The organism is Pseudomonas sp. PICF6, from assembly GCF_009831705.1.
GTDB classification, from domain to species: Bacteria; Pseudomonadota; Gammaproteobacteria; order Pseudomonadales; family Pseudomonadaceae; genus Aquipseudomonas; species Aquipseudomonas rhizophila.
This window is the reverse complement of sequence record NZ_WUUD01000032.1, coordinates 309,703-326,917: the sequence shown is the minus strand read 5'-3', so window position 1 is coordinate 326,917 and position 17,215 is coordinate 309,703. Positions and strand designations below refer to the sequence as shown.

17 protein-coding genes are annotated in these 17,215 nt (G+C 62.3%); 7 read left to right on the top strand and 10 right to left on the bottom strand.

Annotation, left to right across the window (positions count from 1 at the left end; translation table 11 throughout):
• Both GSM73_RS22025 and GSM73_RS22020 read right to left on the bottom strand, forming a co-directional pair.
• On the bottom strand, window positions 1-546 hold a 546-nt coding region (locus GSM73_RS22025), incomplete at its 3' end, for a pyrroline-5-carboxylate reductase (RefSeq protein ID WP_256677046.1).
• A 42-nt stretch (window positions 547-588) separates the two neighbouring features.
• Window positions 589-1,275 (bottom strand): YggS family pyridoxal phosphate-dependent enzyme, encoded by a 687-nt coding sequence (locus GSM73_RS22020; protein ID WP_160893816.1) that lies wholly within the window; start codon window positions 1,273-1,275, stop codon window positions 589-591.
• Between the two features lie 54 nt (window positions 1,276-1,329).
• Between GSM73_RS22020 and GSM73_RS22015 the strand changes: the two genes are divergently transcribed.
• Window positions 1,330-2,364, top strand: a complete 1,035-nt coding sequence (locus GSM73_RS22015; protein ID WP_047226007.1) for a type IV pilus twitching motility protein PilT — start codon at window positions 1,330-1,332, stop codon at window positions 2,362-2,364.
• A gap of 144 nt (window positions 2,365-2,508) precedes the next feature.
• Here GSM73_RS22015 and GSM73_RS22010 read toward each other — a convergent pair whose 3' ends face one another.
• Window positions 2,509-3,120, bottom strand: coding sequence for a C40 family peptidase (locus tag GSM73_RS22010; RefSeq protein ID WP_047226006.1), 612 nt, complete (start codon window positions 3,118-3,120; stop codon window positions 2,509-2,511).
• A 249-nt stretch (window positions 3,121-3,369) separates the two neighbouring features.
• On the opposite strand from GSM73_RS22010, the gene GSM73_RS22005 reads away from it, so the two are divergent.
• Window positions 3,370-3,798, top strand: coding sequence for a TM2 domain-containing protein (locus tag GSM73_RS22005; protein WP_047226005.1), 429 nt, complete (start codon window positions 3,370-3,372; stop codon window positions 3,796-3,798).
• A 121-nt stretch (window positions 3,799-3,919) separates the two neighbouring features.
• Here the strand turns inward: GSM73_RS22005 and GSM73_RS22000 are convergent, their stop codons facing one another.
• From GSM73_RS22000 to gshB, 7 genes are all read right to left on the bottom strand, one after another.
• Window positions 3,920-5,191: a dihydroorotase gene (locus GSM73_RS22000; RefSeq protein WP_076383024.1), complete on the bottom strand. Its 1,272-nt coding sequence runs from the start codon at window positions 5,189-5,191 to the stop codon at window positions 3,920-3,922.
• Window positions 5,188-6,192 carry an aspartate carbamoyltransferase catalytic subunit gene (locus GSM73_RS21995; RefSeq protein ID WP_047226003.1) on the bottom strand — a complete coding sequence of 335 codons (1,005 nt, stop codon included), beginning with the start codon at window positions 6,190-6,192 and terminating at the stop codon, window positions 5,188-5,190. Before GSM73_RS21995 ends, GSM73_RS22000 begins: the two co-directional genes overlap by 4 nt.
• A 24-nt stretch (window positions 6,193-6,216) precedes the next feature.
• The gene (gene pyrR, locus GSM73_RS21990; RefSeq protein WP_047226002.1) at window positions 6,217-6,723 is read right to left on the bottom strand and encodes a bifunctional pyr operon transcriptional regulator/uracil phosphoribosyltransferase PyrR; all 507 of its coding nucleotides are present in this window, start codon (window positions 6,721-6,723) and stop codon (window positions 6,217-6,219) included.
• 85 nt (window positions 6,724-6,808) lie between these two features.
• Window positions 6,809-7,246, bottom strand: coding sequence for a Holliday junction resolvase RuvX (gene ruvX / locus GSM73_RS21985; protein ID WP_047226001.1), 438 nt, complete (start codon window positions 7,244-7,246; stop codon window positions 6,809-6,811).
• Window positions 7,246-7,815 carry a YqgE/AlgH family protein gene (locus GSM73_RS21980; RefSeq protein WP_047226000.1) on the bottom strand — a complete coding sequence of 190 codons (570 nt, stop codon included), beginning with the start codon at window positions 7,813-7,815 and terminating at the stop codon, window positions 7,246-7,248. Before GSM73_RS21980 ends, ruvX begins: the two co-directional genes overlap by 1 nt.
• A 178-nt stretch (window positions 7,816-7,993) precedes the next feature.
• Window positions 7,994-8,890: an energy transducer TonB gene (locus GSM73_RS21975; RefSeq protein WP_047225999.1), complete on the bottom strand. Its 897-nt coding sequence runs from the start codon at window positions 8,888-8,890 to the stop codon at window positions 7,994-7,996.
• Between the two features lie 77 nt (window positions 8,891-8,967).
• On the bottom strand, window positions 8,968-9,921 hold the full coding sequence (gene gshB / locus GSM73_RS21970; protein WP_107321400.1) for a glutathione synthase: 954 nt from the start codon (window positions 9,919-9,921) through the stop codon (window positions 8,968-8,970).
• 223 nt (window positions 9,922-10,144) lie between these two features.
• On the opposite strand from gshB, the gene GSM73_RS21965 reads away from it, so the two are divergent.
• From GSM73_RS21965 to GSM73_RS27770, 5 genes are all read left to right on the top strand, one after another.
• On the top strand, window positions 10,145-10,573 hold the full coding sequence (locus tag GSM73_RS21965; RefSeq protein WP_047225997.1) for a PleD family two-component system response regulator: 429 nt from the start codon (window positions 10,145-10,147) through the stop codon (window positions 10,571-10,573).
• 47 nt (window positions 10,574-10,620) lie between these two features.
• Window positions 10,621-10,986, top strand: a complete 366-nt coding sequence (gene pilH, locus GSM73_RS21960) for a twitching motility response regulator PilH (RefSeq protein ID WP_047226188.1) — start codon at window positions 10,621-10,623, stop codon at window positions 10,984-10,986.
• 10 nt (window positions 10,987-10,996) lie between these two features.
• Window positions 10,997-11,536, top strand: a complete 540-nt coding sequence (locus tag GSM73_RS21955) for a chemotaxis protein CheW (protein ID WP_047225996.1) — start codon at window positions 10,997-10,999, stop codon at window positions 11,534-11,536.
• A gap of 213 nt (window positions 11,537-11,749) precedes the next feature.
• Complete coding sequence (locus tag GSM73_RS21950) at window positions 11,750-13,810, top strand: methyl-accepting chemotaxis protein (RefSeq protein ID WP_047225995.1); 2,061 nt, start codon at window positions 11,750-11,752, stop codon at window positions 13,808-13,810.
• Window positions 13,811-14,031: 221 nt separating this feature from the next.
• Window positions 14,032-17,215: Hpt domain-containing protein (locus GSM73_RS27770; RefSeq protein WP_256677045.1), on the top strand; the 3,184-nt coding region annotated here is incomplete at its 3' end.

Sequence of the window (17,215 nt, the reverse complement as noted above, 5' to 3'; positions counted from 1 at the left end):
CAGCAGGAAAAAGTATGCCGGGCCCGAGCCGGACACGGCCGTCACCGCATCCAGTTGCTGCTCGGTTTCCAGCCACAGTGCCAGGCCTACGGCCGAGAGCAGCTCTTCGGCCTGCTGGCGCTGTTCGGCGGTCACTTGTGCGGTCGCGAACAGCCCACTGACGCCCTGGCGCAGCAGCGCCGGGGTGTTGGGCATGCAGCGCACGATCGGCTGGGACCCGAGCCATTTGTTCATGCTGGCGCAGGTAATGCCTGCGGCGATCGACACCACCATCTGATGGGGTTTGAGGCTTGGACGAATGGCCTCGCAAACAGTTTTCATCGCCTGTGGCTTGACCGCCAGCACGACGACGTCCGCGCCCTCGATGGCCTGGGCGTTGTCGGCGAACGTTTCGATGCCGTGCTCTGTGCTCACCCGGGCGCGAGTCTCGGCCCCCGGATCGCTGGCGCGGATCTGCGAAGCGTCCAGACCCTTGGCCCGCAGGCCGCCGATCAGGCTGGCGGCCATGTTGCCGGCGCCGATGAAGGCAATACGTGTGTTGCTCATGACAGGTCCTTGATTAGAGAGTTGAGTCAGCATGGCGTACGGCTAGCTACGGCTATAGTCGCGCGCACCAAACAGCGCGGTACCGATCCGCACCCAGGTGGCGCCCTGGGCAATGGCCGACTCGAGGTCATGGCTCATGCCCATGGAAAGGGTGTCCAGCGGTAGCTTCAGATCGGCTTGCAAGCGTTGAACCGCTGCGAAGGCGGCATCCTGGGCGGCACGCTCCTCGGTCGGTTCGGGAATCGCCATCAACCCACGCAGCTTCAGGCGTGGCAACGCGCTGATGGCGCTGGCCAGAGCGGGCAGGTCCGCCTCGGTGCAGCCGGATTTGCTGTCTTCACCGCTGACGTTGACCTGGATGCAGATATTCAGCGGCGGTAGGTCGGCCGGGCGCTGCTCGGACAGGCGTTGTGCAATTTTCAAACGATCCACGGAATGCACCCAGTCGAAATGTTCGGCGATAGCGCGCGTCTTGTTCGATTGAATGGGGCCGATGAAGTGCCAGATCAAGGGCAGGTCGGTCAGTTCGACCTGTTTGCCCAGCGCCTCCTGCAGATAGTTCTCGCCAAAGTCCCGCAGGCCGGCGGCATAGGCTTCACGCAGGGCCTGGGCGGGCTTGGTCTTGCTCACCGCCAGCAGCTGCACGCTGTGTTCGTCGCGGTGGGCGGCTTGTTCGGCTGCGCGGATACGCGATCTAACCTGAGCAATGTTGTCTGCTATCGTGGACATTAAAGAAGCGCCAGCGGTGAGGTTCGCGGCATTCTACTGGAATTGAGGAGCGCTATGGATATCACTGAGCTACTGGCGTTCAGCGCCAAACAGGGCGCATCGGACCTGCACTTGTCCGCCGGGCTGCCGCCGATGATCCGTGTCGATGGCGATGTGAGGCGGATCAACCTGCCGGCCCTGGACCACAAGCAGGTCCATGAGCTGATCTACGACATCATGAACGACCGGCAGCGGGTAGATTACGAGAAGTTTCTGGAAACCGACTTTTCCTTCGACGTGCCGGGCGTCGCACGGTTCCGGGTCAATGCGTTCAACCAGAATCGCGGTGCAGGTGCGGTGTTCCGGACCATCCCGTCGAAAGTCCTGACCATGGAAGACCTGGGGATGGGCGAAGTGTTTCGCAAAGTGACCGAGGCGCCTCGCGGGCTGGTGTTGGTGACCGGGCCGACCGGCTCCGGCAAGTCCACCACCCTGGCGGCGATGATCGACTACCTCAACACCCACAAACACCATCACATCCTCACCATCGAAGATCCCATCGAGTTTGTCCACGAGCCGCGCAAATGCCTGATCAACCAGCGCGAAGTGCACCGCGACACCCAAAGTTTCTCCACGGCCCTGCGCTCAGCCCTGCGCGAAGACCCGGACGTGATTCTGGTGGGGGAGATGCGTGACCTGGAGACCATCCGCCTGGCCCTGACCGCCGCCGAAACCGGTCATCTGGTGTTTGGCACCTTGCACACCACCTCGGCGGCCAAGACCATCGACCGGGTGGTGGACGTGTTCCCGGGGGATGAGAAATCCATGGTTCGTTCGATGTTGTCCGAATCCTTGCAGGCGGTGATTTCACAGACGCTGGTCAAGAAGATTGGCGGCGGCCGGGTCGCGGCTCATGAAATCATGCTGGGAACGTCGGCGATCCGTAACCTGATCCGCGAGGACAAGGTGGCGCAGATGTACTCGGCGATCCAGACCGGTGGGTCGCTGGGGATGCAGACATTGGATATGTGTTTGAAGGATTTGCTGAACAAGGGGCTGATCAGTCGCGAACATGCGCGGGAGCGGGCGCGTACGCCGGATAACTTCTGAGGATCGGCCACAAAACCTCCTGTGGGAGCGAGCTTGCTCGCGATAGCGTTGGATCAGCCAACATTGAAGTTGACGGATGTACCGCTATCGCGAACAGGCTCGCTCCCACAGTTTGCTTGAACTGGCAAATGTGCCACTTTCAAATCAGCGCTGAACCAGTTGCATCCCTTTCGGCTCTTTGGGCAGCACCCGCTTGGCAAGGACGTAGTGGCTGTTCCAGTACGGCTTGTTCAAGGTGTCGATGGTCACCGACTTGCCACGGCGCGGGGCGTGGATGAAGCGGTCGTTACCCAGGTAGATGGCCACGTGGTTGACCCGGCGGCTCTTGAGCTTGAAGAAGATCAGATCGCCGGGCTTGAGGTCCTTGCGATCGACCTTCTGGCCGTGACCGCTGGCCATCGCATTGGAAGTGCGCGGCAGGTCGAAGGTGGCATCGTTGAAGGCGTACTTCACCAGGCCGCTGCAATCGAAACCTTTGCTTGGGCTACTGCCGCCCCAACGGTAAGGTGTTCCCAGTACGTTCACGGCACGGCTCAAGACGTTGCTGCTTGTCTTGGCGGTCATGACCGGAACCAGCTTGCTATTGGCGGTGCTCAAACGCTGGGCGTTTCGCTTGTTCTTGCTCGAAGGAGCAGAAACATGGGATTTGGGGGTGTAGCCGTTGACGTTGGGAAGACGTTGCTCACGATTGGTGGCGTGGGCGGCCAGGGGCAATAATAGGCAAATGGTTAGCCATGTCTTGATAAATGGACGCATTAGGCAGGGCTCTTGAAGGTAAGCGCGCAACTTTATAACAGCTTTTTTTACTGTTCCGAGGCCGTTTGTCGAATCGCAACCCCAGGTGAAACCCGCATAATTGCGACATATTGACCTGATTGTCTGACAGAACCCAGACAGCACGGGGGTTTACCGGGTTCCTGACGCTGGAGACCGCTTGTCGGCAATCCATAAAAAAGTCACAAATAATCCGAACAAATTTATCTATCGAGGCAAAAGAGGCGATTCATGAACAGCTATCAGCAGGACGCTTTACGCGATACCCACAGCAAAGTGATCGGCTATCTCTTGTGGATTTTCGGCTTTACCGGCGCCCACCGCTTCTACTACGGCAAGCCGGTCACCGGCACGATCTGGTTTTTCACCTTCGGCCTGTTGGGCATCGGCTGGCTGATCGACCTGTTCCTGATTCCGGCCATGGATCGGGAGGCCGATCTGCGCTTCACCCCGGGTCCCCTCGAGTACAGCGTGGCGTGGATTCTGCTGACGTTTCTCGGTGTGCTGGGTGTGCACCGCATGTACCAGGGCAAATGGCTCACCGGCATCCTTTACCTGCTGACTGGCGGGGTGTTTTTCCTGGGGGTGCTGTATGACTTCTGGACGCTGAACGATCAGGTCTCGATTCGCAATGCGCAGAAGCGCGGGGCTTTTCACTAAGACCGAGTCGCCTGCATCGCGAGCAGGCTCGCTCCCACACTGGATCAAGGTGTTCACAGGTTATGTGTTCACCGAAGATCCCTGTGGGAGCGAGCCTGCTCGCGATAAGACCGACGCGATGTCAGGCCTGGTGAGTAATCCGCCCATCCATCAGCGTATAACGCACCACCCCCGGCAAACTGTGGCCAAGGAACGGGCAGTTGTCACCCTTGGAGCGCCAGGCTTCACCCGCCACAGTGGACGCCGCCGGGTCGAACAGCACCAGGTCCGCCGCCGCGCCCACTGCCAGTTTACCCACCGGTAATTGCAGCGCGTCGGCCGGGCCGTTGCTCAGGCGTGCGAGCAGGGTCGGCAGGTCCAGCAATCCGTCTTCCACCAGTGTCATGGCCAGTGGCAGCAACAGTTCGACACTGCTGATGCCCGGTTCCGTGGCGCCGAATGGTGCCAGCTTGGCATCGCGCTCGTGGGGCTGGTGATGGCTGGAGATGGCCGAGATCACCCCGGACTTCACAGCCTCGCGCAAGCCATCGCGGTCGGCGCGGGTGCGCAGCGGCGGTTGGACGTGATAGACGCTGTTGAAGTCGATCAGAGCTTCGTCGGTCAGGATCAGTTGGTACAGTGCCACATCGGCGGTGACGGGCAGGCCGCGAGCCTGGGCCTGGGCGATCAGTGCGGCGCCGCGGGCGCTGGTCAACTGGCTGAAGTGTGCGCGCACGCCGCTTTGTTCCACCAGCAGCAGGTCCCGGGCCAGGGCCACGGTCTCGGCGGTTTCCGGAATGCCCGGCAGGCCGAGGAAACTGGCGGTCGGGCCTTCGTGGGCCAGCCCGCCTTCAGCCAGATCGTGATCCTGGGAGTTGAAGATCACCGTCAGGCCGAAGGTCGCGGCGTATTCCAGGGCGCGGCACAGGGTGCGGGTATTGCGAAAACTGTTCAGGCCATTGCCGAACGCCACGCAACCGGCGTCGCGTAGCGCAATGAGTTCTGCCAATTGCTCGCCATCGAGGCCTTTGCTCAAGGCGCCGATAGGGAAGACCTTGGTGTTGCCGGCTTCGCGGGCGCGATCAAGGATCAGCTCGGCCACGGCCGAGGTGTCCAGTACCGGCTTGGTCTGCGGCGGGCAGCACAAACTGGTCACGCCACCGGCGGCGGCGGCCTGGGTTTCGCTGACGATACTGCCTTTGCGGCTGTAACCGGGTTCGCGCAGGGCGACGTTCAGGTCCACCAGGCCAGGGGCGGCCACCAGGCCTTGGGCGTTGAGGGTATCGACGGCGGTAAAACCGGCCGGAGCGGCGCCAAGGGCGACAATTTTGCAGGCATCGATATGGATGTCAGTCACTTGATCCAGGCCGCTGGCCGGATCGATCACGCGTGCGCCGAGAATGCTGAGCTTCACTGGGCGTTCTCCTGGTCGAATTGGCGCTGGGCCGTTTGCCCGCTCATGGCCATGGACAGCACGGCCATACGGATGGCGATGCCGTAGGTCACCTGGTTGAGGATCACCGAATGTGGTCCGTCGGCCACTGCCGACTCGATCTCCACCCCGCGGTTGATCGGCCCCGGGTGCATGACGATGGCGTCCGGCTTGGCCCCGGCCAGGCGCGCGGTGGTCAGGCCGAACAGGCGGTAGAACTCGCCTTCGCTCGGCAGCAGGCCGCCGGTCATGCGTTCGCGCTGCAGGCGCAGCATGATCACCACGTCCACGTCCTTGAGGCCTTCGGTCATGTCGGTGTAGACCTTCACGCCATACTGCTCGACGCCAATGGGCAGCAGGGTTTTCGGCGCGATCACGCGGATGTCCGGGCAGCCGAGGGTCTTGAGGGCGAGCATGTTCGAACGGGCCACCCGCGAGTGCAGGATGTCGCCGACGATAGCCACCGACAGGTTCTCGAAGCTGCCCTTGTGCCGACGGATGGTCAGCATGTCCAGCATGCCCTGGGTTGGGTGGGCGTGACGGCCGTCGCCGCCGTTGATGATCGCCACTTGCGGGCATACATGCTCGGCAATGAAATGCGCGGCGCCGGAATCACCGTGACGCACGACGAACATGTCGGCCGCCATGGCCTCGAGGTTGCGCAAGGTGTCGAGCAGGGTTTCGCCCTTGCTCGCCGAGGAGGTGGATACGTTGAGGGTGATCACGTCCGCCGACAGCCGCTGGGCTGCCAGTTCGAAGGTGGTGCGGGTGCGGGTGGAGTTTTCGAAGAACACGTTGCACACGGTCTTGCCGCGCAGCAACGGGACTTTCTTCACCGCCCGGGCCCCGACTTCGAGGAACGAATCGGCGGTGTCGAGGATTTCCGTCAGCAGCTCGCGGCGCAGGCCGTCGAGGGACAGAAAGTGCCGCAGCTGGCCCTGATCGTTGAGCTGTAGCGCTCGCTTGGTTTCGAGAGGCGTCATCGCAATGGACTCTTACAAGGGCAGTTAAAGGGCAAGGTCTTGCAGTTCGAGTTGCAGCGGCGCGGGGCCGGACAGCTTGACTCGCTCGTGAGCGGCCAGCGTCAGCGTCGCGCCGACCACGTTCGGGCGGATCGGCAACTCGGCGGCGTCCAGGTCCAGCAGGCACACCAGGGTCACGCTGGCGGGGCGGCCATAATCGAACAGTTCGTTCATGGCGGCGCGGATGGTCCGGCCGCTCATCAGCACATCGTCGATCAATACCAGATGCTGGCCTTCAATCTCGAACGGCAGGGCCGAAGGGCGCACTTGCGGGTGCAGGCCGTTCTGACTGAAGTCGTCGCGGTAGAACGACACATCGAGGGTGCCCAGCGGCGCATCGCTGCCCAGTTCTTCGAGCAAGGCCTGGGCGACCCAGACGCCACCGGTGCGAATGCCGATGTAGCGCGGTTCGCTGATGCCGCGTTGTTCCAGATGCGCCGTGAGACGAATCGCCATCTGGCTGATCAGTTCGGCGGGATTGGGCAGGCTCATGCTGGCTCCTTCAGGTTCCCGGGCCGGTGGTCAGAGGCCCGGTTTATCGCTAAAAGAAAGCGCCCTGGCGGCGCTTTCAAAAAAATCAGGTTTCGAACAGGGCGGCGTTGGCGTCGAGCCAGCCTTGCAGCAGCAGGGCGGCCGCGATGGCGTCTACCGGGTTGTCGCGGTAACTGCCTTTCTGCCCGCCACGTACCAGGCGTTCGCCCTTGGCCTCGAACGTGGTCAGACGCTCGTCGTGGGTATAGAAAGGCAGGTTGTAGCGGCCGTTGAGCCTGCGGGCGAATTTCTCCGCACGAACGCACATCTCGCTGGGCGTGCCGTCCATGTTCAGGGGCAGGCCGACCACCACGGCGTCGGGTTTCCACTCCTTGATCAGCGCTTCGACCTGGTTCCAGTCGGGAACGCCGTTCTGCGCCTTGAGGGTGCACAGCTCGCGGGCCTGGCCGGTAATCACCTGGCCGACCGCCACGCCGATCTGTTTGGTGCCGTAATCGAAGCCCAGCAGCAAGCGCAGGGCCATCAGGCGTGTCCTGCCTGGCTGGTGAGCAGACTGAGGTTGACCCCCAGCCGGCTGGCCGCTGCTTCCAGGCGCAGTTCGCTGCTGGTGTTGAACAGGATGTCGGCGTCGAACGGGCAGGTCAGCCAGGCGTTATCGGCCAGCTCGGCTTCCAATTGCCCGGCTTCCCAACCGGCATAGCCGAGGGCGATCAGGCTTTTTTCCGGGCCTACGCCGTCAGCGATGGCGAACAGCACATCCTGGGAGGTGGACAGCGATACGCCATCCAGGTCCACGGTGGCCTGGTAGGACGGCCCCGTCGGGTGGAGCACGAAGCCTCGGTCGGTCTGCACCGGGCCGCCGATGAAAATCGGGACGTGCTGGCACAAGAGTGGCGGTTCTACATCCGGGCGCAACTGCTCAAGAATGTCCGCCAGGTTCAGTTCCTGCGGCCGATTGATCACCAGCCCCATGGCCCCATTGGCCGTGTGCTCGACGATGTAGGTCAAGGTGTGGGCAAAGTTCGGATCGGCCATGTGTGGCATGGCAATCAGGAAGTGATGCTTGAGGTAGGTGGGGCTGACGTTTTTCATAGGCGCTAGTGTGGCGGCGCAGGGGCGAACTGACAAGCTGGGGATGTGCAGCAAATGCCGGAGACTGTCACGAAACCCTTGTGGGAGCGAGCCTGCTCGCGATGCGGTGTGTCAGGCGACATCATGCTGGATGTTCGATTGCTATCGCGAGCAGGCTCGCTCCCACAAGGGGATGGGGTCAGTTGCTGGAGAGACGATCGCCCCGGGCGAACTTCCAGGTGCGGATGATTTCCAGGCGGTCGATGTCCGACAGGTCCCCGGTAAACGGTGCGAACGGCGCGGCCAGGCGCACGATCCGCTGGGCGGCCTGATCCAGCAATGGCTGGCCGGAGGACTCCAGCACCAGCACTTCATACAACGAGCCGTCGCGGTTGATCGAGACCAGCAGCCGCAAGTTGCCATAGATCTGCTTGCGCCGGGCTTCGTCGGGGTAGTTGAGATTGCCGATGCGCTCGACTTTCTTGCGCCACTCATCTTTGTACCAGGCGCCCTTGTCGCGCATGGTCGAGGCGGCGCTCAGGCGGTGGATACGCGGGCGTTTGGCATACAACTGCTGTTCCTGGGCCAGCTCGGCTTCCAGGCTGGCGATGTCGCTGGACAGTTGGGCGCTGTCGAAGGTGGGCACCGGGGCCTTGGGTTTGGGGTCGGGCCTGACCTCTTCCTTGACCGGGGCTTTTTTCGGCTTCGGCGCCACGGTGGTCACGGCTGCCTTGGGCGCCGTCTCCCGGACTTCGGGCTTGGCCGCTGGCGGCGGTGTGACCTTCTGCACTTTATTGTCCTGGAATGGCGCGATCTGGGTGGTCTTGGGCGTCGCCTTTTTTTCCAGGGTGCCACTGCCTTGCTGGTTTTCCTGGGCGAGGAAGTCCGCTTTTTGTGGCTTGGCTTCGCTTTTGAAGGTGGCCAGGGTGATTTCCAGGGTCTGGCTGATCTGTTTGGGTTCTACCGTGGCAAACCCGACGCCCAGCAGCAGTGCCAAGTGGATCAATGCCGCCAGGAACAGGGTAAAACCGAGACGATCAGCCGGGCGCACGCCGCGATGGGCGAGCTCTTGGGGCAGATCGGACGGGAGGGTCATGGCAAGGAAACCAACATCGCGTTTTTTTCAGGCCGGGCATGATAACGCAATGTGGGTTTCCTTCAGCAGGATCTGGATCAACGAGCCTTGAGCTTCTGATCGATGGCATCCATCAGCATCGCGCCGATGTCGGTGCCGAAGGCGTTGTCGATCTCGCGGATGCAGGTCGGGCTGGTGACGTTGATTTCCGTCAGGTGCTCGCCGATCACGTCCAGGCCCACGAACAGCAGACCTTTCTCCCGCAGGGTCGGGCCGACCTGGGCCGCGATCCAGCGGTCCTTTTCAGTCAACGGACGCGCCTCGCCACGCCCGCCGGCCGCCAGGTTGCCGCGGGTTTCGCCGGCCGCGGGAATGCGCGCCAGGCAATAGTCCACCGGTTCGCCGTCGATCATCAGGATGCGCTTGTCGCCATCGACGATGGCCGGCAGGTATCCCTGGATCATGATCTGCTGCTGACCGTGCAGGGTCAGGGTTTCGAGGATCACTGACAGGTTGGGGTGGCCGGCGGTGTGACGGAAAATCGAGGAGCCGCCCATGCCGTCCAGGGGCTTGAGGATCACGTCGCCGTGATGGTCGGCGAATTCACGCAGCACGTCCGGGCGACGGCTGACGATGGTGGGCGGCGTGCATTGCGGGAACAGCGTGGCGAACAGCTTTTCGTTGCAGTCGCGCAGGCTCTGGGGTTTGTTGACCACCAGCACACCGGCGTTTTCGGCCTGTTCCAGCAGGTAGGTGGAATACACGAACTCCATGTCGAAAGGCGGATCCTTGCGCATGAGGATCACGTCCAGGTCGCTGAGCAGCGCATCGCGTTCGGTACCCAGCTCAAACCATTTTTCGGGGTTGGCGAAGACGTTCAGCGGCTTCATCCGTGCCCGCGCCTGGCCTTCGGCCTGGTAGAGGTCGCGCTGCTCCATGTAGAACAGCTCCCAGCCGCGCTTCTGAGCGGCCAGCAGCATGGCCAGCGAGCTATCCTTTTTATAGGAAATGCTGGCGATAGGGTCCATGACAATGCCGACGCGTACGCTCATGGCTTGGTTCCTCGAAAATTGATGGGCACAAATGGTGTGAAAAAGTGGCGTCAGAGTGGCGCCCGGAAGATTGGCGGTCAAGGAAAAACCACTGTACCGAGCGGCCGATAGATCGGCGATGGAGACTGTGCTAAAAAGGCTGGCATGTGACGTGCGGGCCTTGAACATCAAGGGTTTGCGCTGTCGTTCACACTTACGCGTTAAAAACCGGTTTGCAGTGGCAATGGCAGAGCATCTTACGCAGCAGCAACCCAGCGCCTTGAAGGTCATGGTCATCGACGACTCGAAGACCATCCGCCGCACCGCCGAGACCTTGTTGCGCAACGTGGGTTGCGAGGTCATCACGGCGGTCGATGGCTTCGATGCCCTGGCCAAGATCGCCGACCATCATCCGGGCATTATCTTTGTCGACATCATGATGCCGCGCCTGGACGGTTACCAGACTTGTGCCCTGATCAAGAACAACAGCGTTTTCAAGGCCACGCCGGTGATCATGTTGTCGTCCCGGGACGGTTTGTTCGACAAGGCCAAGGGGCGCATTGTCGGCTCCGATCAGTTTTTGACCAAGCCTTTCAGCAAGGAAGAACTGCTGGGCGCGATACGGGCTCATGTTCCGGGCTTTGCCGCTGTCCAGCCGCACCAGGCACATTAATGACACTCGGCCATCGGGCCTGGGGTCAACGAAAAATGGGGAACACCATGGCACGAATTCTGATCGTCGATGATTCGCCGACCGAAATGTACAAACTGACCGGCATGCTGGAAAAGCACGGCCACCAGGTCCTGAAGGCTGAAAACGGCGCCGACGGCGTGGCCCTGGCTCGCCAGGAAAAGCCCGACGCGGTCCTGATGGATATCGTCATGCCCGGCCTCAACGGTTTCCAGGCCACGCGCCAGTTGACCAAGGATCCGGACACCGGGCACATCCCGGTGATCATCATCACCACCAAGGACCAGGACACCGACAAGGTCTGGGGCACTCGCCAAGGCGCGAAGGACTACCTGACCAAACCGGTGGACGAAGAAACCCTGATCAAGACCCTGAACAACGTGCTGGCGGGTTGATGACACGGCCATGAGCCAATCCCTGACCGCTTTCGAACTGCTCCTGCAGATCGACCGGCGTTGCCGGCTGCTGGGGGCGGACCTGCCGTCACAACCGACCCACGGCGACAGCTGGAGCGGCATCGGTTTTCGCCTCGGCGAACACTGGTACGTGGCGCCCATGGGCGAAGTCAGCGAAGTGCTGCACGAGCCGCGCTACACACATTTGCCCGGGGTCAAGCCATGGGTTCGTGGTGTGGCTAATCTGCGCGGGCGCTTATTGCCGTTGATGGATTTGTGCGGTTTCTTCGGCCATGAGCTGTCGAGCGTGCGCAAGCAGCGGCGGGTGCTGGTGGTGGATCATGACGAGGTCTTTACCGGGTTGCTGGTGGATGAAGTCCTCGGATTGCAGCATTTTGCCCAGGACAGCCTGGAGCCGACGCTGATGGACGACCTTGACGGCCCGGAGTCGGCCTTCGTCAAGGGCCGGTTTCGCGGCGAACGGCAGTGGCAGGTGTTCAGCCCGTTTGCGCTGACGCGCTCGCCGGGGTTCATGGATGTAGCTGTTTGACGAGATGCCACACGGTCCCTTGTGGGAACGAGCCAGTGGGAGCAAAGCTTGCTCGCGATGGCGGCGCCTCGGTAGGCGGGAAACCGTGTTGTTTTCATCGCAGGCAAGCCTTGCTCCCACAGAGTCACACTGATTGAGCAGGCTGCACTACAAGGGCTTGCTTACAGTTGGCAGTGGTGAGTGGGTTGGATTGGGCAGTACAGGCGAGAACCGATGAGCAAAGCAAATACAGGTAAGCCTCTGGAAGCGTCGCGCAGTCGTTCGCAGATCATCGTGCTGTTCGTCGCGCTGATTGTCTTCATCATGCTGCTGTTCGCCAACTTCGCTTACCTCAACACCCAGTCCAACTACGACAAGCAGTACATCGGCCACGCCGGTGAGTTGCGGGTGCTGTCCCAGCGCATCGCGAAGAACGCCACCGAGGCGGCCGCCGGCAAGGCCGCGGCGTTCAAGTTGCTGAGCGAGGCGCGCAATGATTTCGCCCAGCGCTGGGGCTACCTGAAGCAAGGCGACCCGGTGACCGGCCTGCCACCGGCACCTGCTGCCCTGCGCCCGCAGATGCGTGCCGTACAGCTGGACTGGGAACGCCTGCTCAAGAACACCGATGCCATCCTGTCCAGCGAACAGACTGTGCTGTCGCTGCATCAGGTGGCGGCGACCCTCGCCGAAACCGTGCCGCAATTGCAGGTCGAGTACGAAAAGGTCGTCGAAATTCTCCTGCAGCGCGGCGCGCCCGCCGCGCAGGTCGCCATGGCCCAGCGCCAGTCGTTGCTGGCCGAACGGATTCTCGGGGCGGTGAACACCGTGCTGGCGGGGGATGAAAACGCCAGTCAGGCCGCCGATACCTTTGGCCGCGATGCCGCACGTTTTGGTCAGGTGCTCAATGGCATGTCGCAAGGTGACCCGGCCTTGAAGATCTCCCAAGTACAGGACCGCGATGCCCGGGCCCGCCTGAGTGAGATCAGCGAACTCTTCGAATTCGTCTCCGGCTCGGTGGACGAAATCCTCGAAACCTCTCCTGAGTTGTTCAAGGTGCGCGAGTCGGCAGGCAACATCTTCAACCTGTCGCAAACCTTGCTGGACGAAGCGTCGCACCTGGCCACCGCGTTCGAAAACCTGGCCGGCGGGCGTTCCGCAAACGCCATCGGTGGTTATGTGCTGGGCCTGTTGGCGCTGATGTCGATCATCCTGATCGGGCTGGTGATGGTCCGCGAAACCAACCGGCAGTTGCGTGAAACCGCAGAAAAGAATGAGCGCAACCAGAACGCGATCATGCGTCTGCTGGACGAGATCGAAGACCTGGCCGATGGCGACCTGACCGTGACCGCCTCGGTTACCGAAGACTTTACCGGCACCATCGCCGATTCCATCAACTATTCGGTGGACCAACTGCGTGACCTTGTGGCCACCATCAACCTCACCGCCGGCCAGGTCGCCGCTGCGGTGCAGGAAACCCAGGCTACGGCGATGCACCTGGCGCAGGCTTCCGAACATCAGGCCCAGCAGATATCCGAAGCTTCGACTTCAATCAATGAAATGGCCCAGTCCATCGATCAGGTCTCGGCCAATGCCGCCGAGTCGTCGGCGGTGGCCGAGCGTTCCGTGGAGATCGCCAACAAAGGCAACGAGGTGGTGCACAACACCATTCATGGCATGGACAACATTCGCGAGCAGATCCAGGACACGGCCAAGCGCATCAAGCGCCTGGGGGAGTCGTCTCAGGAAATCGGCGACATTGTCAGCCTGATCGATGACATTGCCGACCAGACCAACATCCTGGCCCTCAACGCCGCTATCCAGGCGTCCATGGCCGGTGACGCCGGGCGCGGGTTCGCGGTGGTGGCCGATGAAGTGCAGCGGCTGGCGGAGCGCTCTTCGGCGGCGACCCGGCAGATCGAGACCCTGGTGCGGGCGATTCAGGCTGACACCAACGAGGCGGTGATTTCCATGGAACAGACCACCACCGAAGTGGTGCGCGGCGCCCGACTGGCCCAGGATGCCGGGGTGGCCCTGGAAGAAATCGAAGGCGTGTCCAAGACCCTGGCGGCGCTGATCCAGAGCATTTCCAACGCGGCGCAGCAACAGACCACGTCGGCGGGGCAGATTTCCTTGACCATGAACGTGATCCAGCAGATCACCACGCAAACCTCTTCCGGCTCCACCGCCACCGCCGAGAGCATCGGCAACCTGGCGAAAATGGCCAGTCAGCTGCGTCGTTCGGTGTCGGGGTTTACTTTGCCGGCGGCGGCTGCGGCGGATGAGAACAAGGCGTAACTGGCTGGATCTGTATATTGAGAAGGGTCATGTGGCGAGGAAGCTTTTGTGGCGAGGGGATTTATCCCCGCTGGACTGCGAAGCAGTCCCAAAATAGCCAGTCTGGGACATAGATGTTGGATTCTGCATTGCAGGGGGCCGCTTCGCAGCCCAGCGGGGATAAATCCCCTCGCCACAAGGGCTGATGTTCCTGCGTCTTAGACTGTTGATTTGGAGTGGTTATGGGTGATCGGCACGACTATGTGGCCCTGGAGTGGGTCAAGGGCGAGATTGCCGAAACGCTGAAGCAGGCCCATCTGGCGCTCAACCGCCTGGTGGACGACCCGCAGGCGGCGGATGCCCTCGCGCATTGCCTGGCGTGCATTCATCAGGTGCACGGCGGCCTGCAGATGGTCGAGTTCTATGGTGCGGCGCTGCTGGCCGAGGAGATGGAACAGCTGTGCGTCGCCCTGCAGGACAACCGCATCGCCCATCGCGACGAAGCCATCAGTCTGTTGAGCCAGGCCCTTGGGCAGTTGCCGATCTATCTGGACCGCATCCAAGGTGCCCGCCGCGACCTGCCGTTGGTGGTGCTGCCATTGATCAATGATTTGCGCAGCGCCCGGGGCGAGAGCCTGTTGTCGGAGACCAGCCTGTTCAGTCCAGAGTTACCGCTGATCGCGCCGCTCAGTGACGAGGCCTTGAAGCGACTCGAACCGCCTGACCTGCCCAACACCTTGCGCAAACTGCGCCAGACCCTGCAAGTGGCCCTGGTGGGGCTGTTGCGCGAACAGGACGACGCCACCCATCTCGGCTATCTGGCCAAGGTCTTCCACCGCCTGGAAGGGCTGTGCGCCGCCGCACCGCTCAATGCGCTGTGGCAGGTGGCGTCGGCCCTGGTCGAAGGCATGCGCGAGGGGCGTATCGCCAATAGCCCGGCCCTGCGCAGCTTATTCAAGGAAGCGGACAAGGAACTCAAGCGCCTGTTGGACCAGGGCCTGCAAGGCATCAATCAACCGGCGCCGCCACAGTTGCTGACGAGTTTGTTGTTCTATATTGCCAAGGCCGAACATCCCAGCGGGCAGATGCAGATCATGAAAGAACGCTACTCACTGGACGACGCGCTGCCCGACAGCGCCATGGTCGACGAAGAACGCGCACGCCTGGCCGGACCGGACCGCGATGCCATGCGCTCGGTGCTCGCCGCACTCTGCGAAGAGCTGGTGCGGGTCAAGGAGCGGCTCGACCTGTTCGTGCGCAGTGACCGCCAGCACGCCTCGGAGCTGGACAGCCTGCTGGCGCCCCTGCGACAGATCGCCGACACCCTGGCGGTGCTCGGCTTCGGTCAGCCGCGAAAAGTGATCATCGATCAATTGGCGGTGGTCCTGAGCCTCGCCCAAGGTCATCGCGAGCCGGATGACGCGACGCTCATGGATGTCGCCGGGGCCTTGCTCTACGTCGAGGCCACTCTGGCCGGCATGGTCGGCACCGTCGAGCCCGAGAGCCCTGAAGACAGCCACCTGCCCACCACAGACCTGACCCAGATCCACCAGATCGTCATCAAGGAAGCCCACACCTGCCTGCAACAGGCCAAGGACATGATCGTCGACTACATCGACGCCGACTGGAACAGCGAACAACTGCAAGCGCTACCGGCGTTGCTGACCCAGGTGCGCGGCGCGCTGGCGATGATCCCCTTGAGCCGCGCCGCCAGCCTTGTGGAGGCGTGCAATGGTTTCATTCGCGAGCATCTGCTGTTGGATCACGCCCAGCCGGGCTGGGAAGAACTCGATCACCTGGCCGACGTAATCACCGGCCTCGAATATTACCTGGAACGTTTGAGCGAAGACCCGGAAACGCCCGGCGAACCCTTGTTGGACGTGGTCGAGCGCAGCCTGGGTGCCCTCGGTTATTTCCCCGACGAAGCCCGGGTGCCGTTGCTTGACGATGTGCTGAGCCCTAACGAGGCTCAGGTCATGCAGGACTTGCAGGAGCTGGATGACCCGCAGACCGTGCAGTCCTTGGCCCAAATGCTGGCCAGCCCGGTCTCGGCGGTCAACCCGCCGGCCCGGAGCACGCCGGGTAGCCTGCTGCCGCCGCCGTTGGACGAGCATCCGGTGGACGACGAGCTGCGCGAGGTCTTCCTTGAAGAAGCCGACGAGGTGCTCGACGTTTTGCGCGAATACCTGCCGCGCTGGGTCGCTCACCCTGACGACCATGGCGCCCTGGCCGAATTGCGCAGGGCCTTCCATACCCTCAAGGGCAGCGGTCGGATGGTGCGGGCGCTGGTCTTGGGTGAGCTGGCCTGGGCTGTGGAAAACCTGCTCAACCGGGTGCTGGAGCGCAGTGTTGAGCCGGGTGCTGCGGTCCGGCAGTTGCTCGATGACACGGTGCAGTTGCTACCGGCCCTGGTGAGCGAGTTTGCAGACAACCGCCAGCGTCAGCGCGACGATGTCGACCGTCTGGCCGCCCGTGCCCATGCGCTGGCAAAGGGCGTCGATGACGATGAAGACGCCCAGGATGTCGCCGCCCTCGACCCGTTGTTGCTGAAGATATTCGACAACGAAGCCCAGGGTCACCTTGCCAGCCTCAATCGCTTTCTCGACCAGGCCGCCGAACACTTGCCGCTGCAGGCCAACGACGAATTGCAGCGAGCCTTGCATACCCTCAAGGGCAGCGCATCAATGGCCGGCGTGTTGCCGATTGCCGAGCTGGCCGGCGCGATGGACCAGTTGGCCCGGGAATACAAGGCGCACCTGATCGCCCTCGACCTTGATGAAACTGAATTGCTGCTGGAGGCCGAGGGCCTGTTGCGCCTGGGCTTGCGTCAGTTGCACGGTGACCCCCTGGCGCCGATCCCCGGCGCAGAAGAGCTGATCCAGCGAACCCAAACGCTGCTGGCCGAGCGCCTGCAAACGGCCCTCAGTGCACCGGACAAAGGCTTGCGGACCAAGCGCGATCCCCAACTGATCAACAACTTCCTCGCCCAGGGCATGGACATCCTGCTCGATGCCGAAAACCTGTTGCGCCGTTGGCAGCAGCACCCCGGCGAAGGCCAGGAACTCAGTGCACTGCTGGACGAGCTGACCACCCTCGGCGAAGGCGCGCACTTGGCCGACTTGCACCCGGTGGACGAGCTCTGTGAAGCCTTGCTCGATCTCTATGGCGCAGTGGAGGAAAGCAGCCTGGCAGTCAGCGACGTGTTTTTCCAGGAAGCGCAGCGCGCCCATGAAGCCTTGATCGACATGCTCGATGAATTGGCCGCCGGGCAACACGTGCACTCGCAGCCCGAGCGGGTGCAGGCCCTGCGCGGCTTGCTCCAAGAGAGCCTGGACCCATCCGCCACCGGCCTGATCCGTAGCGATGGCAGCCGCACCCTGAGCATCCGCGAACTGGGTAACGCGACAGCGGAACTGCAGCGCAGCG